The organism is Novosphingobium sp. PhB165, assembly GCF_004341845.1.
GTDB lineage: Bacteria > Pseudomonadota > Alphaproteobacteria > Sphingomonadales > Sphingomonadaceae > Novosphingobium.
Map to the genome: position 1 here is coordinate 316,591 of NZ_SLVB01000005.1, position 22,743 is coordinate 339,333.

General features: G+C 65.1%; 15 protein-coding genes. 8 read left to right on the forward strand and 7 right to left on the reverse strand.

The window, feature by feature from the left end:
* Positions 1–107 precede the first annotated feature (107 nt).
* Together metC and EDF56_RS15975 are read right to left on the reverse strand one after the other, a co-directional pair.
* Positions 108–1,340: a cystathionine beta-lyase gene (metC, locus tag EDF56_RS15970; RefSeq protein WP_132389588.1), complete on the reverse strand. Its 1,233-nt coding sequence runs from the start codon at positions 1,338–1,340 to the stop codon at positions 108–110.
* Positions 1,341–1,401: 61 nt separating this feature from the next.
* Positions 1,402–2,709, reverse strand: coding sequence for a hypothetical protein (locus EDF56_RS15975; protein ID WP_132389156.1), 1,308 nt, complete (start codon positions 2,707–2,709; stop codon positions 1,402–1,404).
* A gap of 189 nt (positions 2,710–2,898) precedes the next feature.
* On the opposite strand from EDF56_RS15975, the gene queF reads away from it, so the two are divergent.
* Positions 2,899–3,360: a preQ(1) synthase gene (queF, locus tag EDF56_RS15980; RefSeq protein ID WP_207904722.1), complete on the forward strand. Its 462-nt coding sequence runs from the start codon at positions 2,899–2,901 to the stop codon at positions 3,358–3,360.
* Between the two features lie 264 nt (positions 3,361–3,624).
* Here the strand turns inward: queF and EDF56_RS15990 are convergent, their stop codons facing one another.
* Entirely contained in the window at positions 3,625–3,891 is a 267-nt protein-coding gene (locus tag EDF56_RS15990; RefSeq protein ID WP_132389160.1) for a hypothetical protein, read from the reverse strand.
* 118 nt (positions 3,892–4,009) lie between these two features.
* On the opposite strand from EDF56_RS15990, the gene EDF56_RS15995 reads away from it, so the two are divergent.
* The gene (locus tag EDF56_RS15995) at positions 4,010–5,575 is read left to right on the forward strand and encodes a bifunctional GNAT family N-acetyltransferase/carbon-nitrogen hydrolase family protein (protein WP_132389162.1); all 1,566 of its coding nucleotides are present in this window, start codon (positions 4,010–4,012) and stop codon (positions 5,573–5,575) included.
* A gap of 261 nt (positions 5,576–5,836) precedes the next feature.
* Here EDF56_RS15995 and EDF56_RS16000 read toward each other — a convergent pair whose 3' ends face one another.
* From EDF56_RS16000 to EDF56_RS16010, 3 genes are all read right to left on the reverse strand, one after another.
* The gene (locus tag EDF56_RS16000; RefSeq protein WP_132389164.1) at positions 5,837–6,100 is read right to left on the reverse strand and encodes a hypothetical protein; all 264 of its coding nucleotides are present in this window, start codon (positions 6,098–6,100) and stop codon (positions 5,837–5,839) included.
* A gap of 82 nt (positions 6,101–6,182) precedes the next feature.
* Positions 6,183–7,466, reverse strand: coding sequence for an HD-GYP domain-containing protein (locus tag EDF56_RS16005; protein WP_132389166.1), 1,284 nt, complete (start codon positions 7,464–7,466; stop codon positions 6,183–6,185).
* Positions 7,467–7,618: 152 nt separating this feature from the next.
* Positions 7,619–9,271 (reverse strand): alpha-amylase family glycosyl hydrolase, encoded by a 1,653-nt coding sequence (locus EDF56_RS16010; RefSeq protein ID WP_132389168.1) that lies wholly within the window; start codon positions 9,269–9,271, stop codon positions 7,619–7,621.
* A gap of 318 nt (positions 9,272–9,589) precedes the next feature.
* Here EDF56_RS16010 and EDF56_RS16015 point away from each other — a divergent pair, with 318 nt between their 5' ends.
* The 5 genes from EDF56_RS16015 to glgX are packed head-to-tail and all read left to right on the forward strand — an operon-like array spanning position 9,590 to position 18,751.
* Complete coding sequence (locus EDF56_RS16015) at positions 9,590–11,971, forward strand: glycogen/starch/alpha-glucan phosphorylase (protein WP_132389592.1); 2,382 nt, start codon at positions 9,590–9,592, stop codon at positions 11,969–11,971.
* A 14-nt stretch (positions 11,972–11,985) separates the two neighbouring features.
* A complete protein-coding gene (glgB, locus tag EDF56_RS16020) occupies positions 11,986–14,160 on the forward strand; it encodes a 1,4-alpha-glucan branching protein GlgB (RefSeq protein WP_132389594.1) in 2,175 nt (724 codons plus the stop codon).
* A 49-nt stretch (positions 14,161–14,209) separates the two neighbouring features.
* The gene (glgC, locus tag EDF56_RS16025; RefSeq protein ID WP_132389170.1) at positions 14,210–15,469 is read left to right on the forward strand and encodes a glucose-1-phosphate adenylyltransferase; all 1,260 of its coding nucleotides are present in this window, start codon (positions 14,210–14,212) and stop codon (positions 15,467–15,469) included.
* A 22-nt stretch (positions 15,470–15,491) separates the two neighbouring features.
* Entirely contained in the window at positions 15,492–16,949 is a 1,458-nt protein-coding gene (glgA, locus tag EDF56_RS16030; RefSeq protein WP_132389172.1) for a glycogen synthase GlgA, read from the forward strand.
* Positions 16,946–18,751 (forward strand): glycogen debranching protein GlgX, encoded by a 1,806-nt coding sequence (glgX, locus tag EDF56_RS16035; protein ID WP_132389174.1) that lies wholly within the window; start codon positions 16,946–16,948, stop codon positions 18,749–18,751. Before glgA ends, glgX begins: the two co-directional genes overlap by 4 nt.
* Before the next feature lie 153 nt (positions 18,752–18,904).
* Here glgX and EDF56_RS16040 read toward each other — a convergent pair whose 3' ends face one another.
* Positions 18,905–19,633 (reverse strand): sugar transferase, encoded by a 729-nt coding sequence (locus EDF56_RS16040; RefSeq protein WP_243652635.1) that lies wholly within the window; start codon positions 19,631–19,633, stop codon positions 18,905–18,907.
* Positions 19,634–20,484: 851 nt separating this feature from the next.
* On the opposite strand from EDF56_RS16040, the gene EDF56_RS16045 reads away from it, so the two are divergent.
* On the forward strand, positions 20,485–22,722 hold the full coding sequence (locus EDF56_RS16045; protein ID WP_132389176.1) for a polysaccharide biosynthesis tyrosine autokinase: 2,238 nt from the start codon (positions 20,485–20,487) through the stop codon (positions 22,720–22,722).
* Positions 22,723–22,743 lie beyond the last annotated feature (21 nt).

A 22,743-nucleotide genomic window follows, 5' to 3' on the forward strand; every position in this document is an offset into this window, starting at 1 on the left:
GTTGCAGAAGAAAGCGGGGCCCCCGCCTTCGCGGGGGCGACGAAGTGATGGATCTGGCGGCTCGTCATCAAATTCGAATGCATGCCCGCCAAAAACGGCGGTGAGACCTAGGTGGCTTTCATCGCCTCCAGAGCCTGTTCGATATCGGCGATCAGGTCGCCCGCGTCCTCAAGGCCGATCGAGAAGCGCACGCCCTGTGAATTTCTGGGGCGGTCCTCCGGGTTTTCCGTCTCGGGCGGCCAGGGCATGATCGAGCGATAGCCGGCCGGCGCGATGGGGATGCAGAGGCTTTCGAAGCCGCCCCACGAATAGCCGATCCCGAACAGCCGCAGCGCGTCGACGAAGCGATTGCGCTGGGCCATGCTCACATCCTTGAACACTACGCTGAAGAGGCCGCACCCGCCGGTGAAATCGCGCAGCCACAGGTCATGGCCCGATGCGTCGGGAAGCATCGGGCAGAGAACTTGCGCCACTTCGGATCGGTCGGCGAGGAACCGGGCGATCTTCAGCGCTGTCTCGGCGCCCTGCTTCAACCGCACGCCCAGCGTGCGCAGCCCGCGCAGGGCCAGCGCCGCGTCGTCGGGAGAGACCACGTTGCCCAGCTGCTGCGCGCGATTGCGCAGCTTGGCGTAAAGCTCCGGCCCGGCACTGGCAGAGCCCATCATCAGGTCCGAATGGCCGCCGACATGCTTGGTCAGCGCCATCACCGTGATATCGGCGCCCTTGCGCAGGCCCTGGAAGCCGAGCGAACTGGCCCAGGTATTGTCGAGCACCGAGATCGCGCCTTTTTCACGGGCGATGCGGGTCAGCGCGGGCACGTCGCAGACTTCCATCGACAGGCTGCCGGGCACTTCCAGCATCACCGCGCGGGTGCGCTCCGTGAAGGCGGCCTCGTAAGCGGCAAGGTCGAGCGGATCGAAGAACCGCGTGGTCACGCCGAAGTCGGTCAGCAGGCCGAGCCCCATCGAGCGGGTGGGGTCATAGGCATTGTCGGTGATGAGCAATTCGTCGCCGGGGCGCAGCAGGGTGAGCATGACGCCGACAATGGCGGCGACGCCGGAAGGATAGATCACGGTGCCCGCCGCGCCGGGCTCAAGCTGGGTGAGGGCATCGCAGAGCGCCCACTGCGTCGGCGCGCCGCGGCGGCCGTAGAAGAAGCGGCCGTCCTCGTTATGGCGCGGCCCTTCGGCCAGCGCGGCAGTGTTCTCGTAAAGATGCGTGCTCGCCCGCCAGACCGGCGGATTGACGACCGCCCCCGTCCAGTCCTTGCGGCGGCCGCCCGCGACCAGCTTGGTGGCGGGGGACAGGTCGTCGATATTTTCGAAGTCGCTCAAGGGAATCTCCGCAGCTCGGCGGGAAACCCTAGTCCGGGCATCAGCGGGGGTCGAGAGGGCCGATGGCCTATTCCGCCGCTTCCGGAACCCCGGAAGGCGCAGCGCCGCCGATCGATCGAGCGCCCTCGATCTCGCGGGCGAGGATCGGCGCATGGTCGCGCGGGCCGGTGTCCACGCGCAGCGGCGCAAGGCCCGCGCCCGTACCCGGCTGGCCGAGCGAGAACACCCGACGCTCGATCGTACCGTCGGGCAGCGTCAGGAACAGGCGCACAAGCGGCACGAAGAGCGCGGCATCGCCCTGCCGCACCGCGCGGATGGCGTTGAGCGGCAACTGGATCTCGCCCTTCACTTCGCGCGTCTCACCGGGTTCGAGCGCCCCGAAGCGGTGGCGCAGCGGTACCGAGGCCGGATCGGGTGCAAGCTGTTCGGTCTGCGAGAGCGAGGCATGGGCGGCGATCATGTCGGCCGCGACAGACGCGCCCTCGGCCAGCCCCGAGGCGGGCGCGGTCAGCGCAAGCCGGTACTGCAACGTCGCATAGACCAGCGACTGGCGCAGCAGCACGGGTTCGAGCGCCCATTCGGCACGCGCCAAGGGAGCGGCCTTCGGCAAAGGCGAAACGATGGCGGACGTCAGCGGCTTTGGCGCGGGCGGCACGACGGGCGCCGGACGCGGGGCAGCAGTGATGGGGGCAGGCGTAACGGGGGCAGGCGCTGGCTTCGGAGCTTCCGCCAGCTTGGGAGCGTCCTCTTCTTCGCCTTCCGGTTCAAGGCCGGCTTCGGCCCATGCGGTGGCCGGCGCGGTGCGGCGGCGCAGCAGGGCGACGATGCCGCCAGCCGCCAGCAGCAGCGCGATCGGGATCGCCCACCACCAGTCGGGCCAGTGCTCTGCCGTTGCAGCAGGCGCGGTTTCTGCCGGTGCGGCCACGGAGGGCGCAGGCGCGGGGGTCTCGCTGGCGGCGGGTGCCGGGACGAAGGACGAGGTGCTTTCCGGCGTCGCCGCAGGTTGCGGGCTGGCGGCGGCCGGTGCGGGCATTGCCACTTGGGGTGCCTTCTGCGGTGCCGGTGTAGCGGTGGCGCGCGGTTCCGGACGAGCCGGAGCAGGCGTCTGTGCCTGCTTGGCGGACGCCGGGGGCGGCGGCGCGGCGACTAGGACGGGCGGGCTCGGTGCCGGGCGCGGCGCTTCGGAAGGCGCGTCGCTTGGGCGCACGACCGGGGCCTGCGCATCGACCGGGCCCTGCGGGCGCGGTGTATCGGTGGCGTTGGGTCCGGGCGGCAGGCTCCAGGTGGCCTGCGCCGACGCGGGCACGGCGTAGCCGGCCACGATCAGGGCGCCCGCCAGCGCCGCATTTACCGAAAGAGTACCAGTTCTTGTCATTTTGCCCCGCATCATCCCTCCAGCGCGGAAGCGGGCAGGCGCTGAACCTTGTGTTAATGTATGGTGCCGCCGCGACGAGACGAGAGCCATCATAGCCGAACCGGTGGCTGCGGACAAATCCGCCGAACGAGTTTGTACGGATATAGCGCGCGCCTTGAACGAGTCCGCGCGCGAACCTATCAAGGCGGCATGACCGAAACCCCCATGACCCCGCTGCACCTCGGCCAGGCGAGCCATCTGCCCGCATCGCCCGAGGAAGCCGTGCTCGACTATGTGCCCAACCCGCGTCAGGGCAGCCTCTATCTGGTGCGTTTCGCCGCGCCGGAGTTCACCTCGCTCTGCCCGGTGACCGGCCAGCCCGATTTCGCGCATCTCGTGATCGACTACGCGCCGGAGGCGACCATCGTCGAATCGAAGAGCCTCAAGCTGTTCCTTGGCGCATTCCGCAATCACAACGGCTTCCACGAGGATGTGACCGTCGGCATCGGCCAGCGCCTGTTCGACGAGATGAAGCCTCGCTGGCTACGCATCGGCGGCTATTGGTACCCGCGCGGCGGCATTCCCATCGACGTGTTCTGGCAGTCCGGCGCGGCGCCGGAAGGTCTGTGGGTGCCCGATCAGGGCGTGCCGGGTTATCGCGGCCGGGGCTGATTTGTTTCTGTATCCTCCCCTCTAAGGGGAGGGGGACCACCCGAAGGGTGGTGGAGGGGTGTCCCACGCTGGCGGTGATACCCCTCCGTCAGCGCTTCGCGCTGCCACCTCCCCTTGCAGGGGAGGAACTTCCAAACCTCTTCACAAATGAAACGGGGGCCCCGGGCCGATCCGGCGCCCCCGTATCCCCGAGCTTTCCCTCCAGACGGCTTGCGCCGTTTCCCCGGAAGTCCGCGCCGGGTTGCGTTCTCTATCTTGCCATTCCTATCGGGCGGCAAACCGCACATCGTTGAACCGCGTCAGATCGACCGTGCCCTTGCCGAGCGCGGCAAGCTGGCGCGTCGTCAGGCACTGGGCATAGACGGTAGGCGCATCGGCGCGCAGGGCGTCCTGCGTGGCCAGCGCATCGTCCAGCCGCGCAGCGCAAGCGGCACGAGTCTCGTAAGTCTGGACGGGAATGGGGAGGCGCTCGCAAGCGGACCCGTCGTCGCTACAGCCGAACAGGGCAAGGGCGATGAGGGCGGCGCTCATGATCTTTCTCCTTTGCCCGATAGAACCATCGGCGGGCCGGAAATATCCCGCCACGCAACGAAAAAGACTCGCTTTCGGGGCTGGAACCGCTGGCCCTCCCGCGCGTAAACCTTGGCTCATGGATCAGATCAAAGCCAAGCTCATCATCCGCCCCGCGACGGTTGCCGATGCGCCCGCCATCGCCCGGCTTTCCACCAAGGTCTACGGCAAGCCGGACGGCTTCACCCGCGCCGAAATTCGCGGGCAGGTGATCAATTTTCCCGAAGGCCAGTTCGTCGCCGAGTACGAAGGCAAAGTGGTCGGCCACTGCGCGACTATGATCGTCACCGCCGATCAGGCTTTTCGCCCGCATACCTGGGAAGAGATCAGCAACGGCGGCTACGGCCGCCCGCCCGCCGATGGGGGCGACGTGCTCTATGGCTTCGAGGTCTGCGTCGATCCGGACTACCGGCGCCTGCGCATCGGCCAGCGGCTCTATCGCAAGCGCAAGGAAGTCTGCCAGTATTTCGAGCTGAAAGGCATTGCCTTCGCCGGCCGCATGCCCGGCTATTCGCGCCGCAAGCGCCAGTACCCGAACCCGGCGGACTATCTGGAAGCGGTGAAGAACAAGAAGCTGCGCGATCAGGTCATCAATTTCCAGATGAACGAGGGCTACGAGCCGCGCGGGATCCTGCCGGACTATCTGCCCAATGACCGCGAGAGCGGCGGTAACGCCGTGATCATGTACTGGACCAACCCGCTCGCCCCGCGCGACACCGGCAAGGCGATCCCGGGCTTCAAGGAGCGCGTGCCGTCCAGCGTGCGCGTCGCCACCGTCCAGTTCATGATGCGCAAGATCGAGACCATCGACCAGTTCGAGGAACAAGTCGAATACTGGATCGACGTCGCCGCCGATTACGAGAGCGACTTCGTGGTCTTCCCCGAATTGTTCACGCTGGAACTGCTCTCGATCGAGGAAACCAAGCTGGAACCGGCGCAGGCCATCGAAAAGATCGCGACCTATACCGAGCGCTTCGTCGAATTCATGCAGCGCATGGCGGTGAGCTACAACATCAACATCGTCGGCGGATCGCATCCCACCCGCGTGAAGCTGGGCGGCAGCAAGAGCGAGATCCGCAACATCGCCTATACCTTCCTGCGCGACGGAGCGGTGCATGAGACGCAGAAGCTCCATCCCACACCGTCCGAGCGCAAGTGGTGGAACATCAAGGGCGGTTATGGCGCCAATGTGATCCCCACCGACTGCGGGCCGATCGGGGTGATGGTCTGCTACGACAGCGAGTTCCCGGAACTGGCCCGCCACCTCGTCAACCAGGGCGCGCTGATGCTGTTCGTGCCGTTCTGCACCGACGAGCGGCGCGGGTTCCTGCGGGTTCGTTACTGCTGTCAGGCGCGGGCGGTGGAGAACCAGTGCTATGTCGTCACCTCGGGCGTGGTGGGGAACCTGCCGAACGTGGAGAACATGGACGTGCACTATGCCGAAAGCGCGATCCTGACGCCTTCGGACTTCCCCTTCGCGCGCGACGGCGTGGCGGCCGATACCGCGCCCAATACGGAGACGATCGCGATTGCCGACCTCAGTCTGGACGCACTGCTGACGGCGCGTCAGGCGGGCGCGGTGCAGAACCTGAAGGACCGGCGGTTCGACCTGTATCGGGTGGAGTGGACGCAGCAGCCGGGGTGAGGGGCGGATTGCTCGCACGTTCTTTGGATTGAGCCTCACTCGTCGTCCCCGCGAAGGCGGGGACCCCGCTTCTCCGCTCCATGCCGCAAGAAAGCGGGGCCCCCGCCTGCGCGGGGGCGACGGGGGTGTTTTGCTTAGCTTGTCTAGGGCTGGCTCTCCCTCATCCCGCTCATCCTGAGCTTGTCGAAGGATGCTGGATCAGCGCTACGCCGCCCGGGGCTTCGACAAGCTCAGCCTGAGCGGGTTGGGAGGTCAGGTCAGTCAGTCAATCAATTGGAAAGTGGGGGTGGTTGTTTTGGCGGCGGATCGCGCAGAATAGCCAGATTTGGGAAGATGCGAAACTTCCTCCCCCTTCACGTCATCCTGAACTTGTTTCAGGATCCATTCCGCGACCTGTTCCGAACGGGTGGGGAAGAGCGTGGTGAGCGCGCATTGCCGATCAAAACGCGGCACGGGTCGCAAGATGGATCCTGAAACAAGTTCAGGATGACGATGCGCGGGGAACTGCCATTTCTCCATCGTCATCCCAGCTTCCGCAATTTTGGCGCATCCGGAAAGGTAAGTCTTGGATCAGAATCCCCGCTGGTCACCCACCATTCCGCGCGAACTAAACCATCCGCTGGATCTGCGCCGAGATCCGCTCGCGCAGCGTACTGGCCGGGGGCAGGGCGTAGTTTTCCAGCCGGGCCACACCCATGATCGCATCCTCGCCATAGCAATGGGCCAGCGCGATGGTGTGCCCGCCGACGTGACGCCCGGTCTCAGCCGAATAGAACGCGTGGACGGTCGGCAATTCCGGCGCCTCGGGGTCCTGATCGACGACCATGGCGATGCGGCCCGAGCGCAAGGTCACGAACGAGCCGATCGGATAGACGCCCACCGCCTCGATGAAGCGGGCGACGATCTCGGCGTCGTAGAGGTTCGGCCGCTCGCTCATGTGGGCCAGCACGTGCGACGGGTCTTCCACCGTGCCGGTCAGGGCGCCGCAGCAGGCGAGGTCGTAGAAATCGCAAATCGCCGCCATGCGCGAGAACAGGTCGAGGTCCAGGTCGACCAGCGCAAGCGGGCGGCCGCTGCCGTCAAGGTGTTCGTGATGACGGCCCACCGCGTGCAGTACTGCATCGGGCATGTCGCCGGCGGCTTCCAGCAGGTCGCGGCCGATCAGGGTGTGGCGCTCCCAGAGCCGGGGATCGAGCCGGGCGATGCCGCCAGCCTCTTCGCCGATCTCCACGTCGAGCCGGGCCACGCCGATGTCGAGCAGCAGCCCGGCCATCCCGGCGAGCCGCGATTCGCCCGGGGGCAACCGCATCTGCCGCGCCAGCGAGACCATCAGCGCGCTGGTCGCCAGCATGTGGCGATAGACCGGCTCGCTGTCGGACTTGCAGCGCATCAAGCCGGAGAAAGCGAAAGGATTGCGCTCGATCGAGGCATGGATGTCATCGACCACCGGGGCGACTTCGATCACGCGCGGCGCCTTGCCCAGACGGGCTGCGAGGAAGACTTTGGAAACCGTCTTGCGGGCTTTGCCGGCCACCAGCCGGGCATTGCCGAATTCGCGGCTGATCGGGATCGGACCGGAGCGCAGCGAGGCGCCGTTGGCGATGATCGCACCCCGGGGCGGCGGGACAGAGGCCATGCGGCGCTGCACCGGACGCATGTGGAACGGCACGGTCGGCGCGGGGGCGGGCGGGTCTTCGGCGGGAACGTCGGCGCCGCGATCGGTGTCGATGATGACGGCGTCGAGTTCGCTGTTCCGGACGGTTTCCAGTCGTTCCTCATCCTCCACCAGAAACTGCGCGCGCCAGAACGGGTGGCGCAGCCAGTTGCCGTGGAAGGACTGGATGTACATCCCCAATTCGACTTGCGACGGCGATATGCGCTTGAGAACCATGCCAAACCCGCGATGTGGTGCCGACCCCCGCGATAACGCGCGCAAGGCTGTCTCGACGTTCGCGGTGGGATCAGTAAGTATACTTATTATAGAGAGAATTTGCCGCCCGCGGGCAGGATCGCGCGGCAAATCCGATTTCCTGAGCGCAGGCCTCAGGCGATCCCCAGCCAGAGCGCGCCGTACGCGGGCAAGCGATCGTGATCGGCGCCGTTTACCGAGAGCACGATCATGCCCTCGGCCGGTTCGGGCAGGTCTATCGGTTCCGCCGAGAGGTTGAACAGGCAGCGCACCCGCGCGGTCCCCGCGTCGCGTTCGAAAGTCAGCAGCGAACCGTCGGCCGTGCAGTCGATCAGGCTGCCGTGGTGGAGCGCGGGGATCGCCTTTCGCAGAGACAGGAGATGGCGCGTGAAGTGTAGCAACGATTCCGAATCGGCTTCCTGCACCGCAGCGGCGCGCGCGAGGTTCTCGCCGGACATCGGCAGCCACGGCGCGCCGGTGGTGAAGCCGCCCGATGCGGTCTCTTCCCACGGGAACGGCGTGCGCACGCCGTCGCGGGAGAGAGTGAGCGGCCAGTTGGCGATGGCTTCCGGGTCCTGCAATTGCTCGAAAGGAATCTCGTCCTGAACCAGCCCCAGTTCCTCGCCCTGATAGACGATCACATTGCCGCGCAGCGCCGTGAGCAGCGCCATCTTTACGCGAGCGAAAGCGGGGCGATCCTCGGGCGTACACCAGCGCGAGACGGCGCGGGGAGCGTCGTGGTTCTCGAAAGCCCAGCTCGGCCAGCCGCCGGTTTCTCCGGGAGCGAGTTCCCAGCGCGCCAGCGTCTCGGCCACGAACCCGGCCGTCAGGGCGGGGGCATAGAGGAAGTCGAAGCCATAGGCGCTGTTGAGCCGGTGATCGCCTGCCGTATAGGCGCGCCGGTCAGCTTGCGGATGATCGCCGCCGATCTCGGCGACAGTGTGGACGCCGGGAAATTCGTCGCAGACCGCGCGCAGTTTTTCGACCACTGCGACCATGCCGGGGTGCGACTGGCTGTACTTCTTGATCTGGTAGTCAAAAGGTCGGCTGCGCGCGCGGCCGTCCTCGGGGGCGGGCGGATTGTTCCGCAGTTCCGGATCGTGCATCGCGTGGTTCAGCGCGTCGAGCCGGAAGCCGTCCACTCCGCGCTCCAGCCAGAACCGTGCGACGGCCAGCACCGCGTCCTGCACCTCCGGGTTGTGCATGTTGAGTTGCGGCTGCTCCTTGAGGAACGTGTGCATGTAATATTGCCGCCGCCGCGCGTCCCAGGTCCATGCCGGGCCGCCGAACACGGATTGCCAGTTGTTGGGCGGGGTGCCGTCCTCGTTCGGATCCTGCCAGACGTACCAGTCGGCTTTCGGATTATCGCGGTTCTGGCGGCTGTCCGCGAACCATGCGTGCAGGTCCGAAGTGTGGGCGTAGACCTGATCGATCAGGACTTTCAGGCCCAGTTCGTGCGCGCGGGCGACCAGCGCGTCGAAATCGGCCATGGTACCGAACACCGGATCGATCCCGCAGTAATCGGCCACATCGTAGCCAAAATCGCGCATCGGGGATGTGAAGAAGGGCGATATCCAGATCGCATCGACGCCCAGCGCCGCCACATAGTCCAGCCGGCGGGTGATCCCGGCCAGATCGCCCACGCCGTCTCCATTGCTGTCCTGAAAGCTACGGGGATAGATCTGATAGATCGCCGCGCCCTGCCACCATGGGCGGGCGGACGAGTCAGGCGATGTTTCGGCAGGCTCGCCCAGAGGGGTATCCGCAGGGGTATGGTCCAGGGTCATGCGCACCTTTCGCGAAGGCTGGCGGAGCGTGCCGCTATAGCATCGGTGCGGCGGGCTGGCGAATTTTTTGCGGCAGCGCACAATGGCTCTTGCCGCTCTGCAACGCTGTGCTAGCCATGGGGGAGGAAGTCGGGAAGGGATAGGGATGCTGGCGCAGCCAGGCATCCTGACGATGACGTAAACTGCTGCCGTCTGGCGATTTTCTGTCCGGCGGTCGGCCCGTTCAGGAGTGTGCCCGTGGCTACCGATCCTGTGTCAGACACTTCCGGTTCCGTCTCCGATGCGGGCCCTCTGGCGTCCGTGCAAACCCCGTCCGAGATGGACAAGCACATCGTCAGCGTGCTGCGCAACCGCGTCGGCAAGGATGAGCGCGCGGCCAAGCAGTACGACTGGTACACCGCATCGATCCTGGCCCTGCGCGACAAGATCATCGACAGGTGGTTCGAATCCACGCGGCGCACGTACGATACCGGCGGCAAGCGGGTCTATTACCTGTCGATGGAGTTCCTGATCGGTCGCCTGCTGCGCGACGCGCTTTCGAACATGGGCATGACGCGCGAGTTCGAGAAGGCGCTGGCCGCGCACGGGCTGGACCTTGCCGCACTGGAAGAGCTTGAGCCCGATGCGGCGCTCGGCAACGGCGGCCTCGGACGTCTGGCGGCCTGCTTCATGGAGAGCCTCGCCACGCTGGACATTCCGGCCTACGGCTATGGCATCCGCTACAAGAACGGCATGTTCCGCCAGCGCGTTGACGATGGCTGGCAGGTCGAACTGCCCGAGACATGGCTCGCCCACGGCAATCCGTGGGAGTTCGAGCGGGTGGAAAGCACGTACCGCATCGGCTTCGGCGGCGAAGTGGTGGCAGAGGGCGAGGGCGTGTTCTGGCACCCGGCCGAACAGGTCGAGGCGACCGCGATCGACACCCCGATCGTCGGCTGGCGCGGTAAGCGGGTGAACACGCTGCGGCTGTGGACGGCCAGCCCGCTCGATCCGATCAAGCTCGATGCCTTCAACGCCGGCGACCATTTCGGCGCGCTGGCGGAGCAGGTGCGGGCGGATAGTCTGGTGCGCGTGCTCTACCCCGCCGATTCCAGTCCCGCCGGGCAGGAACTGCGGCTGCGGCAGGAGTATTTCTTCACCGCCGCTTCCATTCAGGACATCGTACGCCGCCACGTCCAGTACGAAGGCGATATCCGCACGCTGCCGGAGAAGGTGGCGATCCAGCTGAATGACACGCACCCTTCGGTCGCGGTGGCGGAGCTGATGCGGCTGCTGGTCGACGAAAACGGCCTTGAGTTCAACGAGGCGTGGGACATTTGCCGTCAGACGGTGTCCTACACCAATCACACCCTGCTGCCCGAGGCGCTGGAGTCCTGGCCGCTGCCGCTGTTCGAGCGGATGCTGCCGCGCCACATGCAGATCATCTACGCGATCAACAGCCGCGTGCTGCGAGAGGCGCGCAAGGCGGGCTGCGACGATGCGCAGATCGCGGCGATCTCGCTGATCGATGAGGGCGGCGAGCGGCGCGTGCGCATGGCGAACCTCGCTTTCGTGGGATCGCATTCGGTGAACGGCGTGGCCGCGCTGCACACGGAACTGATGAAGGAGACGGTCTTCGCCGATCTCCACCGGCTCTATCCCACGCGGATCAACAACAAGACCAACGGCGTCACCCCGCGCCGCTGGCTGCAGCAGTGCAATCCGGGCCTGACCCGCGTGATCCGCGATGCCATCGGTGACGGCTTCCTGGATGACGCGGAGAAGCTGTCCGACCTCAACGCCCATGCCGACGACAAGCAACTGGGCGAGCGCGTGGCGGAAGTGAAGCGCGCCAACAAGGTGGCGCTGGCGGACTACATCAAGAAGACCATGGGCGTGCGGCTCGATCCCGATGCGCTGTTCGACGTGCAGATCAAGCGCATCCACGAATACAAGCGCCAGCTGCTCAATCTGATCGAGACGGTGGCGCTCTACGACCAGATCCGCAGCCATCCGGAGCGGGACTGGGTGCCGCGCGTGAAGATCTTCGCGGGCAAGGCGGCGCCCAGCTATCACAACGCCAAGCTGGTCATCAAACTGGCGAATGACATCGCCCGGCGCGTCAATGCCGATCCTTCGGTGGGCGGGCTGCTGAAGGTGGTCTTCGTGCCCAACTACAACGTCAGTCTGGGTGAGCGGATCTTCCCGGCGGCGGACTTGTCCGAACAGATTTCGACCGCAGGCATGGAGGCCTCCGGAACCGGCAACATGAAGTTCGCGTTGAACGGTGCACTGACCATCGGCACGCTCGATGGCGCCAATGTCGAGATCAAGGACCATGTGGGGGACGACAATATCGTCATCTTCGGCCTGACTGCCGATCAAGTGGCCCAGAAGCGCGCCAGCGGTTACAATCCCCGCGAAGTCATCGACGGATCACGTGAGTTGAGTCAGGCGCTGACCGCCATATCCTCGGGCGTATTCTCTCCCGATGATCCCGATCGATACAAGGATCTGATCGGCGGCATCTATGACCATGACTGGTTCATGTGCGCAGCCGACTTCGACGGTTATGCCGCCGCGCAGCGTTCGGTTGATGCCTGGTGGGAAGATACTTCACGCTGGCGCGCGGCAACGATACGCAATATTGCCAATGTCGGGTGGTTTTCGTCCGACCGGACAATCGCCGAATATGCGAGAGAGATCTGGAAGGTTCTGTGACGCCAAGGGACAGTCTGAAACCACCGGAAAGTGCGATAGAAGCTCTCCTTCAAGGCGTTCATGTCGACCCGTTTTCGCTTCTGGGCGTGCTGCCCGGACCTGACGGCACCTTCGTCCGCGCGATCCTGCCCGGGGCCGAGGATGTCGAGGCGTTCAGCCTGGACGGGCGGCGGCTGGGTATGCTGGGCAAAGTGGACGATCGCGGCCTGTTCGAAGGCCGCCTGATCGCTAAGCCGCAGCCGATCCGCTACCGCTGTTCGGACGGCCAGCATCAATGGTTGGTTACCGATCCCTATACCTTCGGGCCGGTGCTGGGGCCGCTCGACGATCTGCTGATCGCGCAGGGTACGCATTTCCGCCTGTTCGACAAGCTGGGCGCGCATATCATCACCCATGAGGGCGCGGGCGGCGTCCACTTCGCGGTTTGGGCGCCCAATGCCCGGCTGGTCAGTGTCGTCGGCGATTTCAACGACTGGGATCCGCGCCGCCATGTCATGCGCGATCGCAAGGACATCGGCGTGTGGGAGATCTTCATCCCCGACATCGCCGATTACCGCGCCTACAAGTACCACATCATCGGTGCGGACGGCGCTGAGCAGCCGCTGAAGGCCGATCCTTTCGCCTTCATGTCGGAAATCCGCCCGGCCACTGCCTCGATGACCGCGCACCCGGCCAAGCTGGATTGGGGGGACGAGGCGCACCGCGCGCATTGGGCCAAAGTCGATCCGCGCAAGGTGCCGGTCTCGATCTACGAGGTTCACGCCGGTTCGTGGCAGCGTGACCGGTTCAACTGGTTCCTCAACTGGGACGATCTGGCCGACCGGCTGATCCCCTATGTGGTGGAGATGGGCTTCACCCATATCGAATTCCTGCCGATCAGCGAGCATCCCTACGATCCGTCATGGGGATACCAGACCACCGGGCTCTATGCGCCCAGCGCCCGCTTCGGCGAACCGGCGGGCTTTGCGCGCTTCGTCGATGGCGCGCACCGGGCCGGGATTGGCGTGATCCTGGATTGGGTGCCCGCGCATTTCCCCACCGATCAGCACGGCCTCGTCCGCTTCGACGGCACGGCGCTTTACGAACATGCCGATCCGCGCATGGGTTTCCAGCCGGACTGGAACACGCTGATCTACAACTTCGGCCGGCGCGAGGTGGTGAGCTTCCTGGTCAACAATGCGCTGTTCTGGGCGGACCGCTATCACGTGGACGGGCTGCGCGTGGATGCCGTCGCCTCGATGCTCTACCGCGACTATTCGCGCAAGGAAGGCGAGTGGATCCCCAATGCGCAGGGCGGGCGTGAGAACTGGGAGGCGGTGGACTTCCTGCGCGCCGTCAACCGCGCGCTTTACGGCCAGCATCCCGGCGTCATCACGATTGCCGAGGAATCGACCGCATGGCCGGGGGTGACGCAACCCGCTTACGAAGTGGACGATGGGAAGCGCGCCAGTGCGCTGGGCTTCGGCTTCAAGTGGAACATGGGCTTCATGCACGATACGCTGCGCTACATGGGCCGCGATCCGGTGCATCGTCGCTATCACCATAACGACATCACGTTCGGGCTGACCTACGCCTTCAGCGAGAACTACGTGCTGCCGCTCAGCCATGACGAGGTGGTCCACGGCAAGGGTTCGCTGCTCGGCAAGATGAGCGGCGACGATTGGCAGCAGTTCGCCAACTTGCGCGCCTATTACGGCATGATGTGGGGCTATCCGGGCAAGAAGCTGCTGTTCATGGGGCAGGAATTCGCCCAGCGCCGCGAATGGAGCGAGGAACGCGCGCTCGATTGGGAGCTGCGCGATGCCCCGGCGCACGAAGGCGTGCGCAATCTGGTGAAGGACCTGAACGCGCTCTACCGCACCAAACCCGCGCTCCACGCCGGCGATTGCGATGGTAACGGGTTCGAATGGCTGGTGGTGGACGATGCCGAGAATTCGGTCTTCGCGTGGCTGCGCAAAACGCCCGATGCGAAGCCCATCGCGGTGATCTCCAACATGACCCCGGCGCTGCTGACCGGCTATCGCCTGCCACTGCCGCTGGCGGGCACTTGGAACGAAGTGCTGAACACCGATGCGCTGACTTACGGCGGCAGCGGCAAGGGCAATCTGGGCGCCGTCAAGGCCGCCGATGGCCATGCCACCGTCACGCTGCCGCCGCTGTCGACCATCATGCTGGAATTCGAAGACTGAGGATGCGGCCCACCGTCGGGCCCGCTGTCTGCAAGGGAGAGTGATTGAGATGCGTACCTCCGGATCGCCGCTTGCACGCGACGCCATGGCCTATGTGCTCGCGGGGGGAAGGGGCAGTCGTCTTGCCGAATTGACCGACAATCGTGCCAAGCCTGCGGTCTATTTCGGGGGCATGAGCCGCATCATCGATTTCGCGCTGTCCAATGCGATCAATTCGGGCATCCGCCGCATCGGCGTGGCGACGCAGTACAAGGCGCATAGCCTGATCCGCCACATGAACCGCGCGTGGAACTTCATGCGGCCGGAGCGCAACGAAAGCTTCGACATCCTGCCAGCCAGCCAGCGCATTTCCGAAATGCTGTGGTACGAAGGTACGGCGGACGCGGTGTTCCAGAACATCGATATCATCGCCTCCTACAGCCCCAAGTACATGGTGATCCTGGCGGGCGACCACATTTACAAGATGGACTACGAGTTGATGCTGCAACAGCACGTCAACTCCGGCGCGAATGTTACCGTGGGCTGTCTGGTCGTGCCGAAGAAGGAGGCGACCGCGTTCGGCGTGATGCATGTCGATAAGGACGACGTCATCACCTCGTTCCTGGAAAAGCCGAAGGATCCGCCGACGATCCCCGGCGATCCGGACAATTGCCTGGCCTCCATGGGCATCTACGTCTTCGATACGGAGTTCCTGTTCGAACAACTCCGCCGCGATGCCGCCGAACCCGATTCCAAGCGCGATTTCGGGGGGGACATCATCCCCTACATCGTGAAGCACGGGAAGGCGCAGGCCCACCGCTTCACCAATTCCTGCATACGCGCGGCCGAGGAAATCGGCGAATACTGGCGCGATGTCGGCACGGTGGACGCCTATTTCGACGCCAACCTCGACCTCACCGACACCGTGCCCAAACTCAACATGTACGATCGCGACTGGCCGATCTGGACCGACACCGTCGTCGCCGCGCCAGCCAAGTTCGTGCATGACGAGGAAGGGCGCAGGGGCGAGGCGATCTCCTCGCTGATCAGTCAGGACTGCATCGTCTCCGGATCGCTGGCGCGGCGCTCGCTGCTGTTTACCGGCGTGAAGATGGGCAGTTACTCCTCCGTCAACGAAGCGGTGATCCTGCCTTACTGCAACATCGGTCGTCACGCGCGGCTGAGCCGGGTGATCATCGATTCCGGCGTGCGCATCCCCGAAGGACTGGTGGTGGGAGAAGATCCCGTTCTGGACGGGCAGCGTTTTCGCCGCACCGACAATGGCGTATGTCTGATCACCAAGCGCATGATCGAGCGTTTGGAACTCTGATCGGCCGAAGAAGGATAGATAGTTGAAGGTTCTGTCGGTCGCATCCGAAGCGGTTCCCCTTATCAAGACTGGCGGTCTGGCCGATGTTGCCGGGGCTCTGCCTGCCGCGCTCGCGCCCAGCGGCGTGGAAGTGACCACGCTGCTGCCGGGCTATCCCTCGGTGCTGAAGGCGATCGGCCGGGCCAAGGCGGTGCACGCGTGGGAATCGCTGCTGGGCGTCCCGGCGCGGCTGCTTTCGGCGAAGATCGACGGTTATCCGCTGCTGGTGCTCGATGCCCCGGCGCTCTTCACCCGCGACGGCGCGCCCTATACCGACGGAGCCGGGCGCGATTGGGGTGACAACTGGCGGCGCTTTTCCGCCTTCGGCCGTGCCGCTGCCGATATCGCGGGCGGGGCGGTGGTCAGCAAGGGTAAGCCTCAGCGCTATGATGTGCTCCATGCGCATGACTGGCAGGCGGCGATGGCCTGCGCCTATCTGCGCTTCGCGCCGCTGGGCGGCGAAAGCGGCCGGGTGCCCTCTGTGGTTACGGTGCACAACATGGCGTTTCAGGGCTGGTTCGGCGCCGAGATATTCCCCAGCGTCGGCCTGCCCGCAGCGGCGTGGACGATGGACGGCGTGGAATACCACGGCGGCCTCGGCATGTTGAAGGCGGGGCTGGCCTGCGCCGATGCCGTCACCACCGTCAGCCCTACTTATGCGCGCGAAATCCGCTCCTCGAATTTCGGCATGGGGTTGGAAGGGCTGGTGATCGCGCGTGGCAATGCCGTCAGCGGCATTCTCAACGGCATCGATACCGAACTGTGGAACCCCGCGACGGACCCGGTACTCGCCGCGCGTTACACGGCGCGCACGCTGGACAAGCGCAAGGCCAACAAGCGCGCGCTGGAAGTGGAATTCGGTTTGGACGAGGATGACGGCCCGCTGTTTATCGCCGTCAGCCGTCTCACCTGGCAGAAAGGCATGGACGTGCTGCCCGAAGTGCTGGACCACCTTGTCGGCATTGGCGGCAGGCTGGCACTGCTGGGCGCCGGAGACCGTTCCATCGAGCGCCAGCTCCGCGAAGGCGCGGCCCGCCATCCGGGGCGGATCGGCCTGCGCTTCGGCTATGACGAGGACCTGTCGCACCGCATGCAGGGCGGCGGCGATGCGATCCTGATCCCCTCCCGCTTCGAACCCTGCGGGCTGACGCAGCTTTACGGCCTCGCCTATGGCTGCATCCCCGTGGTGGCGCGCACCGGGGGTCTTGCCGATACCGTGATCGATGCCAACCCGGCCGCGCTGGCGGCAGGCGTCGCCACCGGCGTACAGTTCGACGGGGTGCATTATGACGCCATGGCTGCCGCGCTGACCCGTGTGCTCGAACTCTGGCACGAGCCCGAAAGCTGGAGCATGCTCCAGCGCAATGCTATGAAGGCGGACTTCTCGTGGAGCGCGAGCGGGGCGGCTTACGCAAGGCTCTATCACAAGCTGGCCGGATGAGCGGGGCCGCAGTCGGACAGGGCGTAACCCGCTTCACGGTCCGCTCGCCGCTGGCCGAAAGCGTCTGGCTCTGTTGCTTCGATGGGCCGGACGAAAAGCGCCATGCAATGACCCGGCAGGGGCCGGACTGGACGATTGAACTGCCGGGCGATTGCACGGGCCTCCACTATGGCTACCGCGCCGCGGGTGAATGGGCACCTGCGCGCGGGCTATGGTTCGATCCGGCCAAGCTGCTGGTCGATCCGCGCGCGGTCGAACTGGACCGGCGCTTCGTGCAGGATCCCCGGCTGACGATCTTTGGCGAGGACACCGCCGATATCGTGCCCCGCGCCGTGGTGCCCTCGCTGCGGCCGCCAGTCACGCCCGAGCCGGTGCATTTCACGCCCGGCGGCCTTGTCTACGAGGTCAATGTCCGCGCTTTCACGAAGCTGCATCCCGATGTTCCGGAGCCCGTTCGCGGCACTGTCGCCGCGCTCGCGCATCCGGCGGTATTGGCGCATGTGAAGAAGCTGCATGTCACGGCCGTGGAACTCATGCCGGTGGTTGCCTGGATCGACGAGCGCCACTTGCCGCCGCTCGGGCTCGTCAATGCCTGGGGGTATAATCCGGTGGCGATGATGGCGCTCGACCCCGGGCTCTGCCCGGGCGGCATTGCCGAACTGCGCGATACGGTCGCCGCACTTCATGCCGAAGGGATCGGCGTATTGCTGGACGTGGTATTCAACCACACCGGCGAAAGCGATGTGGCGGGCGGCGTGATCTCGTTGCGGGGGCTCGACAATGCGGCCTATGCGCATGCCCCGGATGGTGCGCTCATCAATGACACGGGGTGCGGCAACACGCTCGATTTCGCCCATCCCGAGGTGCGGCGATTGGTGCTCGATGCGATGCGGCACTTCGTCACGGCCTGCGGTGTCGATGGCTTTCGCTTCGATCTGGCACCGGTCCTCGCGCGCGGGCCGGGCTTCGATCCCGCCGCGCCGATCTTCGCCGAGATCGCCGCCGATCCGGTGCTTTCCACCCGCGTCATGATCGCGGAGCCCTGGGACGTTGGCCCCGGCGGCTATCAACTCGGCAAATTCCCGGCGGACTGGCTCGAATGGAATGACCGTTATCGCGACGATGTGCGCCGCTTCTGGCGCGGCGACGGTGGCATTGGCACGCTGGCGACACGGCTGGCGGGATCGTCGGATATATTCGGGCCCGTGGGGCCAGACGCGGTCTGCCGCTCGGTCAACTTTCTGGCCGCGCACGATGGTTTCACGCTGGCCGACACGGTGTCTTACGAAGCCCGCCACAACTGGGCCAATGGCGAGCAGAACCGCGACGGGCACGGCGAGAATTTCAGCTGGAACCATGGCGCGGAGGGTGTGACAGAGAACGCCCAAATCCTCGCCGCGCGCAAGGCGGACATCATGGCGATGCTTGGCACACTGTTCGCCTCGACCGGCACGATCATGCTGACGGCGGGCGACGAATTCGGGCGGAGCCAGCAAGGCAACAACAACGCCTATTGTCAGGACAACGCCATCGGCTGGGTCGATTGGGAACGGCGCGACCGCGAGCTGGAGGATTACGTGGCCGCGCTTGCTGCCGCGCGAGCGGAGAACCTGGAATCGTTCCAGCGCTTTGACGATCTCGGGACATGGCAGACGCGGAGCGGCGAAAGCATGACCGTGGCGGACTGGGAACGGCCCGGCGAAGGCTGGCTCGGCTGGCATTCGCCCGTGGGGCCGGAAGGCACGCACCGATCACTTACGATCGACCGCGATGCCCGCAGCGTCATGGACCGGCGGACCTGAGCGGCGTGGATTGAGCAGCAAAAACTATTGCATCGTCGCCCCCGCGTAGGCGGAGGCCCCGCTTCCTGGCGACCTCTCGTGCCGCAATACAGAAGCAGGATCCACGCCTTCGCAGGCACGACGGATCCACGTCGGTTGCTTTATCGAAGCTGCTCAGTAACAGCCGCGAGACGCGAGTACGGCGGGCACGGTGCGAAGGCAGATCGTCAGGTCATAGGTCAGCGACTTGCGCATGGCGTAACGCGCATCGAGGCGGACCCGGGCCTCGTAGGAAACCGCGTTGCGCCCGCTCACCTGCCATAGCCCGGTCAGCCCCGGCTTGACCGAGCAATAGGCATCGAAGCGATGGCCATAGCGCGGGATTTCCGAGGCGATGATCGGGCGGGGGCCGACGATGCTCATATGCCCGGCAAGGACATTGAACAGCTGTGGCAGTTCGTCGAGGCTGCTCTTGCGCAGAAACCGGCCCACCGGCGTGATGCGCGGATCGCGGCGCAGCTTCTGGTCCATGGCCCATTCGTTTCGCGCCTCTTCCGACTCGACGAGCAGCCGTTCGAGCACGTCCTGCGCATTGCGGACCATGCTGCGGAACTTGAAGCAGGGAAAAGGCCGCCCGCCATGCCCGACGCGTTGCTGGACGAACAGCACCGGGCCATTGCTTGAGGCGCGGATAGCGAGCGCGGTCAGCAGGATCAGCGGCAGCAGGGCCAGGATCGCCAGCGAGGCGATCACGATGTCGAAAGCTCGGCCCAGCCGCGTGGGGCCGACCGTTGCGTCGGGGTACCCGGTTTCATCCCACGGCGGCGGCTCGGGCGTGGAGGCCGCGGCGCCGTTTGTGGTTGAAGCGGACGGGCGCGGAAGGGGGAGGGGGCGTATCAGCACCGCCTCCGGCATTTCCGGGTTGGCGGGCCATCGGCCCGGAGGCGCGACCAGAGGGATATTGCCCGATACCACATCGCCGAACGGTGTCCGCAGAGGACTGCCTCCCGGCGGTAGATGAGAGGGCGAAACTTTGATGCGAGAAGTCATTGCGTCCATCGATCTATCCAACTGAACAAGAGGTGTTGTTCGGACGCGACCGATTGTTTTTAGGATTTCCCGCATCGTAATTGAAGTAATGTTCGCGTCAATACGGCTATGCTGCGGTGCGAAGATTCTAAATGATCTGGTTTGGAGTGTGAGTGGCGCGCTCGATGGTGGTGTTTGTTTGGTAATTGGCGGGTTTTGCGGGTTCATCGGATTTATTTTTCTATCCGGTGCGGATCGTTCAATGCGTAATTCATCGCATTCGGACCAATAAGCCTGACGATTTGGTGGATTTTGGTTTAATTAGGGGCGGCCCTCTCTCGGTAAGGGGATGAATCGCGTTGCCAACATGTCTTGTGGGCGAGCGCGCCGAAGCCATGGCGAATTTCGTTCGCCCGGGGCGGATCTATTCGGAGGGTCTGAATTATAAGGGCCGGAAAGCGCCTTTTGTCGTGCTCCGTTTCGGATCTCGATTTTTCACGGTTTCGATGAGTTCGAACACGTTTCGCGAATTATTGATCCAATATGGCTGTGAATGAATACAAAAGCACCGAAATCGGGATAGTACATAGATTGACCACCCTCTCATTACTTGCTGCAAAGCAATCACGGGGGATGAGGCAGCCGTATTCGCACGACGCGATCGTTTGTTACGGCGCGGTCGTGCCGCATGCCGAACCACCCGGCGAATTGTGAAGGGGCTTTCGATGGCGAGCATCGCATCTGATGACAGCATCGCATCCGGTGACGGTGTAGGATTTGTCTCGTCCAAGGGAGAGGCGCGGCGGGTACGCCTGTTGCCCGATCCGCGCCATGTGTGGATGGTGTTCCGCCGACGGCAGTGGCTTTTCGGGGTCATCGCGTGCCTGGTGTTCTCGGCCGTGGTGGCCGCCGTGCTGCTTGCCAAGCCCGTCTATGTCGCCACCGCCAGCGTCCTGATAGAGCCGCGCAAGTCGGACACGATCGACCTTCAGTCCGTGGTGCAGGGCCTGCCGGCGGATACCAATGTCGTCGATACGCAGACGCAGATCATCGCCTCGCCCGCCACGTCGCTGGCAGTGGTGCGGCAGCTTCATCTCGATCGTGAGGCGGATTTCGTCGGCGATGCGGCGCTGCGTGGTACGTCGTCGGCGCGCTCGGCCAGACAGCCGGATGCTCTTGCCGCCGATCCGGACCGGTCGATGAGTACCGCCGAACGCCGGGCGGCCACGATCCTTCAGGGTCTGGTTACCGTCCGGCGGCAGGGGCTCACCTATGTGATCGACATCGCTGCCAAGTCGAGCGATCCGCGCCGCGCCACCGAGATCGCCAATGCCTTTGCCGCGCAATATATCGCGATGCAGGCCGACCACCGCGCGGGTGTTACCGAACAGGCCGCGCAGTTCGTTTCCCACCGGGCAGAGGAACTGCGCCAACAAGCGGTCACGGACGATGCCGCGGTCCAGAACTACATGATCGCGCATAATCTGATGAGTGCGGAGGGCGCGACGATGGCCGAGCAGGAGGCCTCGCAGCTCAACCAGCAGATCACCCAGGCGCAGGCCACGCTGGCGCAGGAACGCGGCAAGCTGGCGGCGGCGCGGGCACAGCTCAGCCGAGGTGGGGGATCGGATATCGGCGCGGTTCTGGCATCGGAAACGATCCGCGCCCTGCGCGCGCAGGAAGCGACGGCCAGCGCCGAAGTCGCCTCGCTGGCGTCGCACTACGGTGAAAGTCATCCGGAGATGCAGCGCGCCCGCCAGAACCTTGCGGACGTTCGCGAGCAGCTCGCCGCCGAACAGCAGCGCATCATTTCCACGCTTCAGGCCAATGTGCAGGTTGCGCAAAGCGGGCTCGATTCGCTTCAGGCCAGCCGCGTGCATGCGCGCACGGCGCTGGCTTCGAACGGCACGGCGCAAGTCGGCCTGCTCGAACTCCAGCGCAAGGCGGAGGCCAGCCGCACGATCTATTCGGCCTTCCTGCAACGCGCCAAGGAAACTGCGGCCGCCGCCAACCTGCCGCAGGCCGATGCCAGCATTTCCTCGCTCGCACGGCTGCCGGATGCGCCGGTCTGGCCGAACTACCACCTTGGCATGGCATTCGGCCTGGTCGGCGCGGTGGTCTGCGGATTGCTCGCGGTGGGGCTGGCGGAATATCTCGACGGCAGCATCGCCACGCGCGATCAGGTGGAAGGCGAACTGGGCGCGACATATGCCGGGGCGCTGCCGGACCTGCGCGTATCGGCCGGACGCGAGCACCGCCATACCGCGCCCTACCTCTATATCATGGAGCGGCCGTTCTCGGTCTTTGCCGAGGCGGTGCGTGCGGCGGGCGCCACCGTGCTGCGCCCCAGAGGACGCGGCGCGCAAGTGATCGCGGTAACGTCCGCATTGCCGCGCGAGGGCAAGACGACCTTCTCGATCTGCCTCGCGCGCATTCTGGCGGCGGGAGGGCGGAGCGTCGTGCTGGTCGATGGCGATTTGCGGCGCCATTCGGTGAGTTCGACCCTGCTGCCCGAACAGGGCGCGGACGAGCGCCTGCTGGCCGTTCTCGAAGGCCGCTTGCCGATCGATCAGGCCCTTGTGCGCGATCCGCTGGTGGACATGATGATCCTGCCTACCGCCGGCCCGCGCGGTACCGAGGACTATCTCACCGACGAGCGCGTCAAGGCGCTCTACGCCGCGCTACGCGAGCGGTTCGAGGTAGTGATCGTCGATACTGCGCCGGTTCTGGGCATTGTCGATACGCGCACGCTGTCCGCCCATGCCGACGCCACGATGATGGTCTGTCGATGGCGCAAGACCGCGATCCGAGCGGCGCAGGCAGCGATCGACATTTTGGATCAGGCCGGTGTCCGCATGCTCGCGGTGGGCCTCTCGCAAGTGAACATTCGCCAATACGCCAGCGCCGGACAGAACGATGTCTATGGCTATCAGAAGAAGTTCGCCGGCTACTACGTGAGCTGATGCGACATGTCGGTGGGAGTA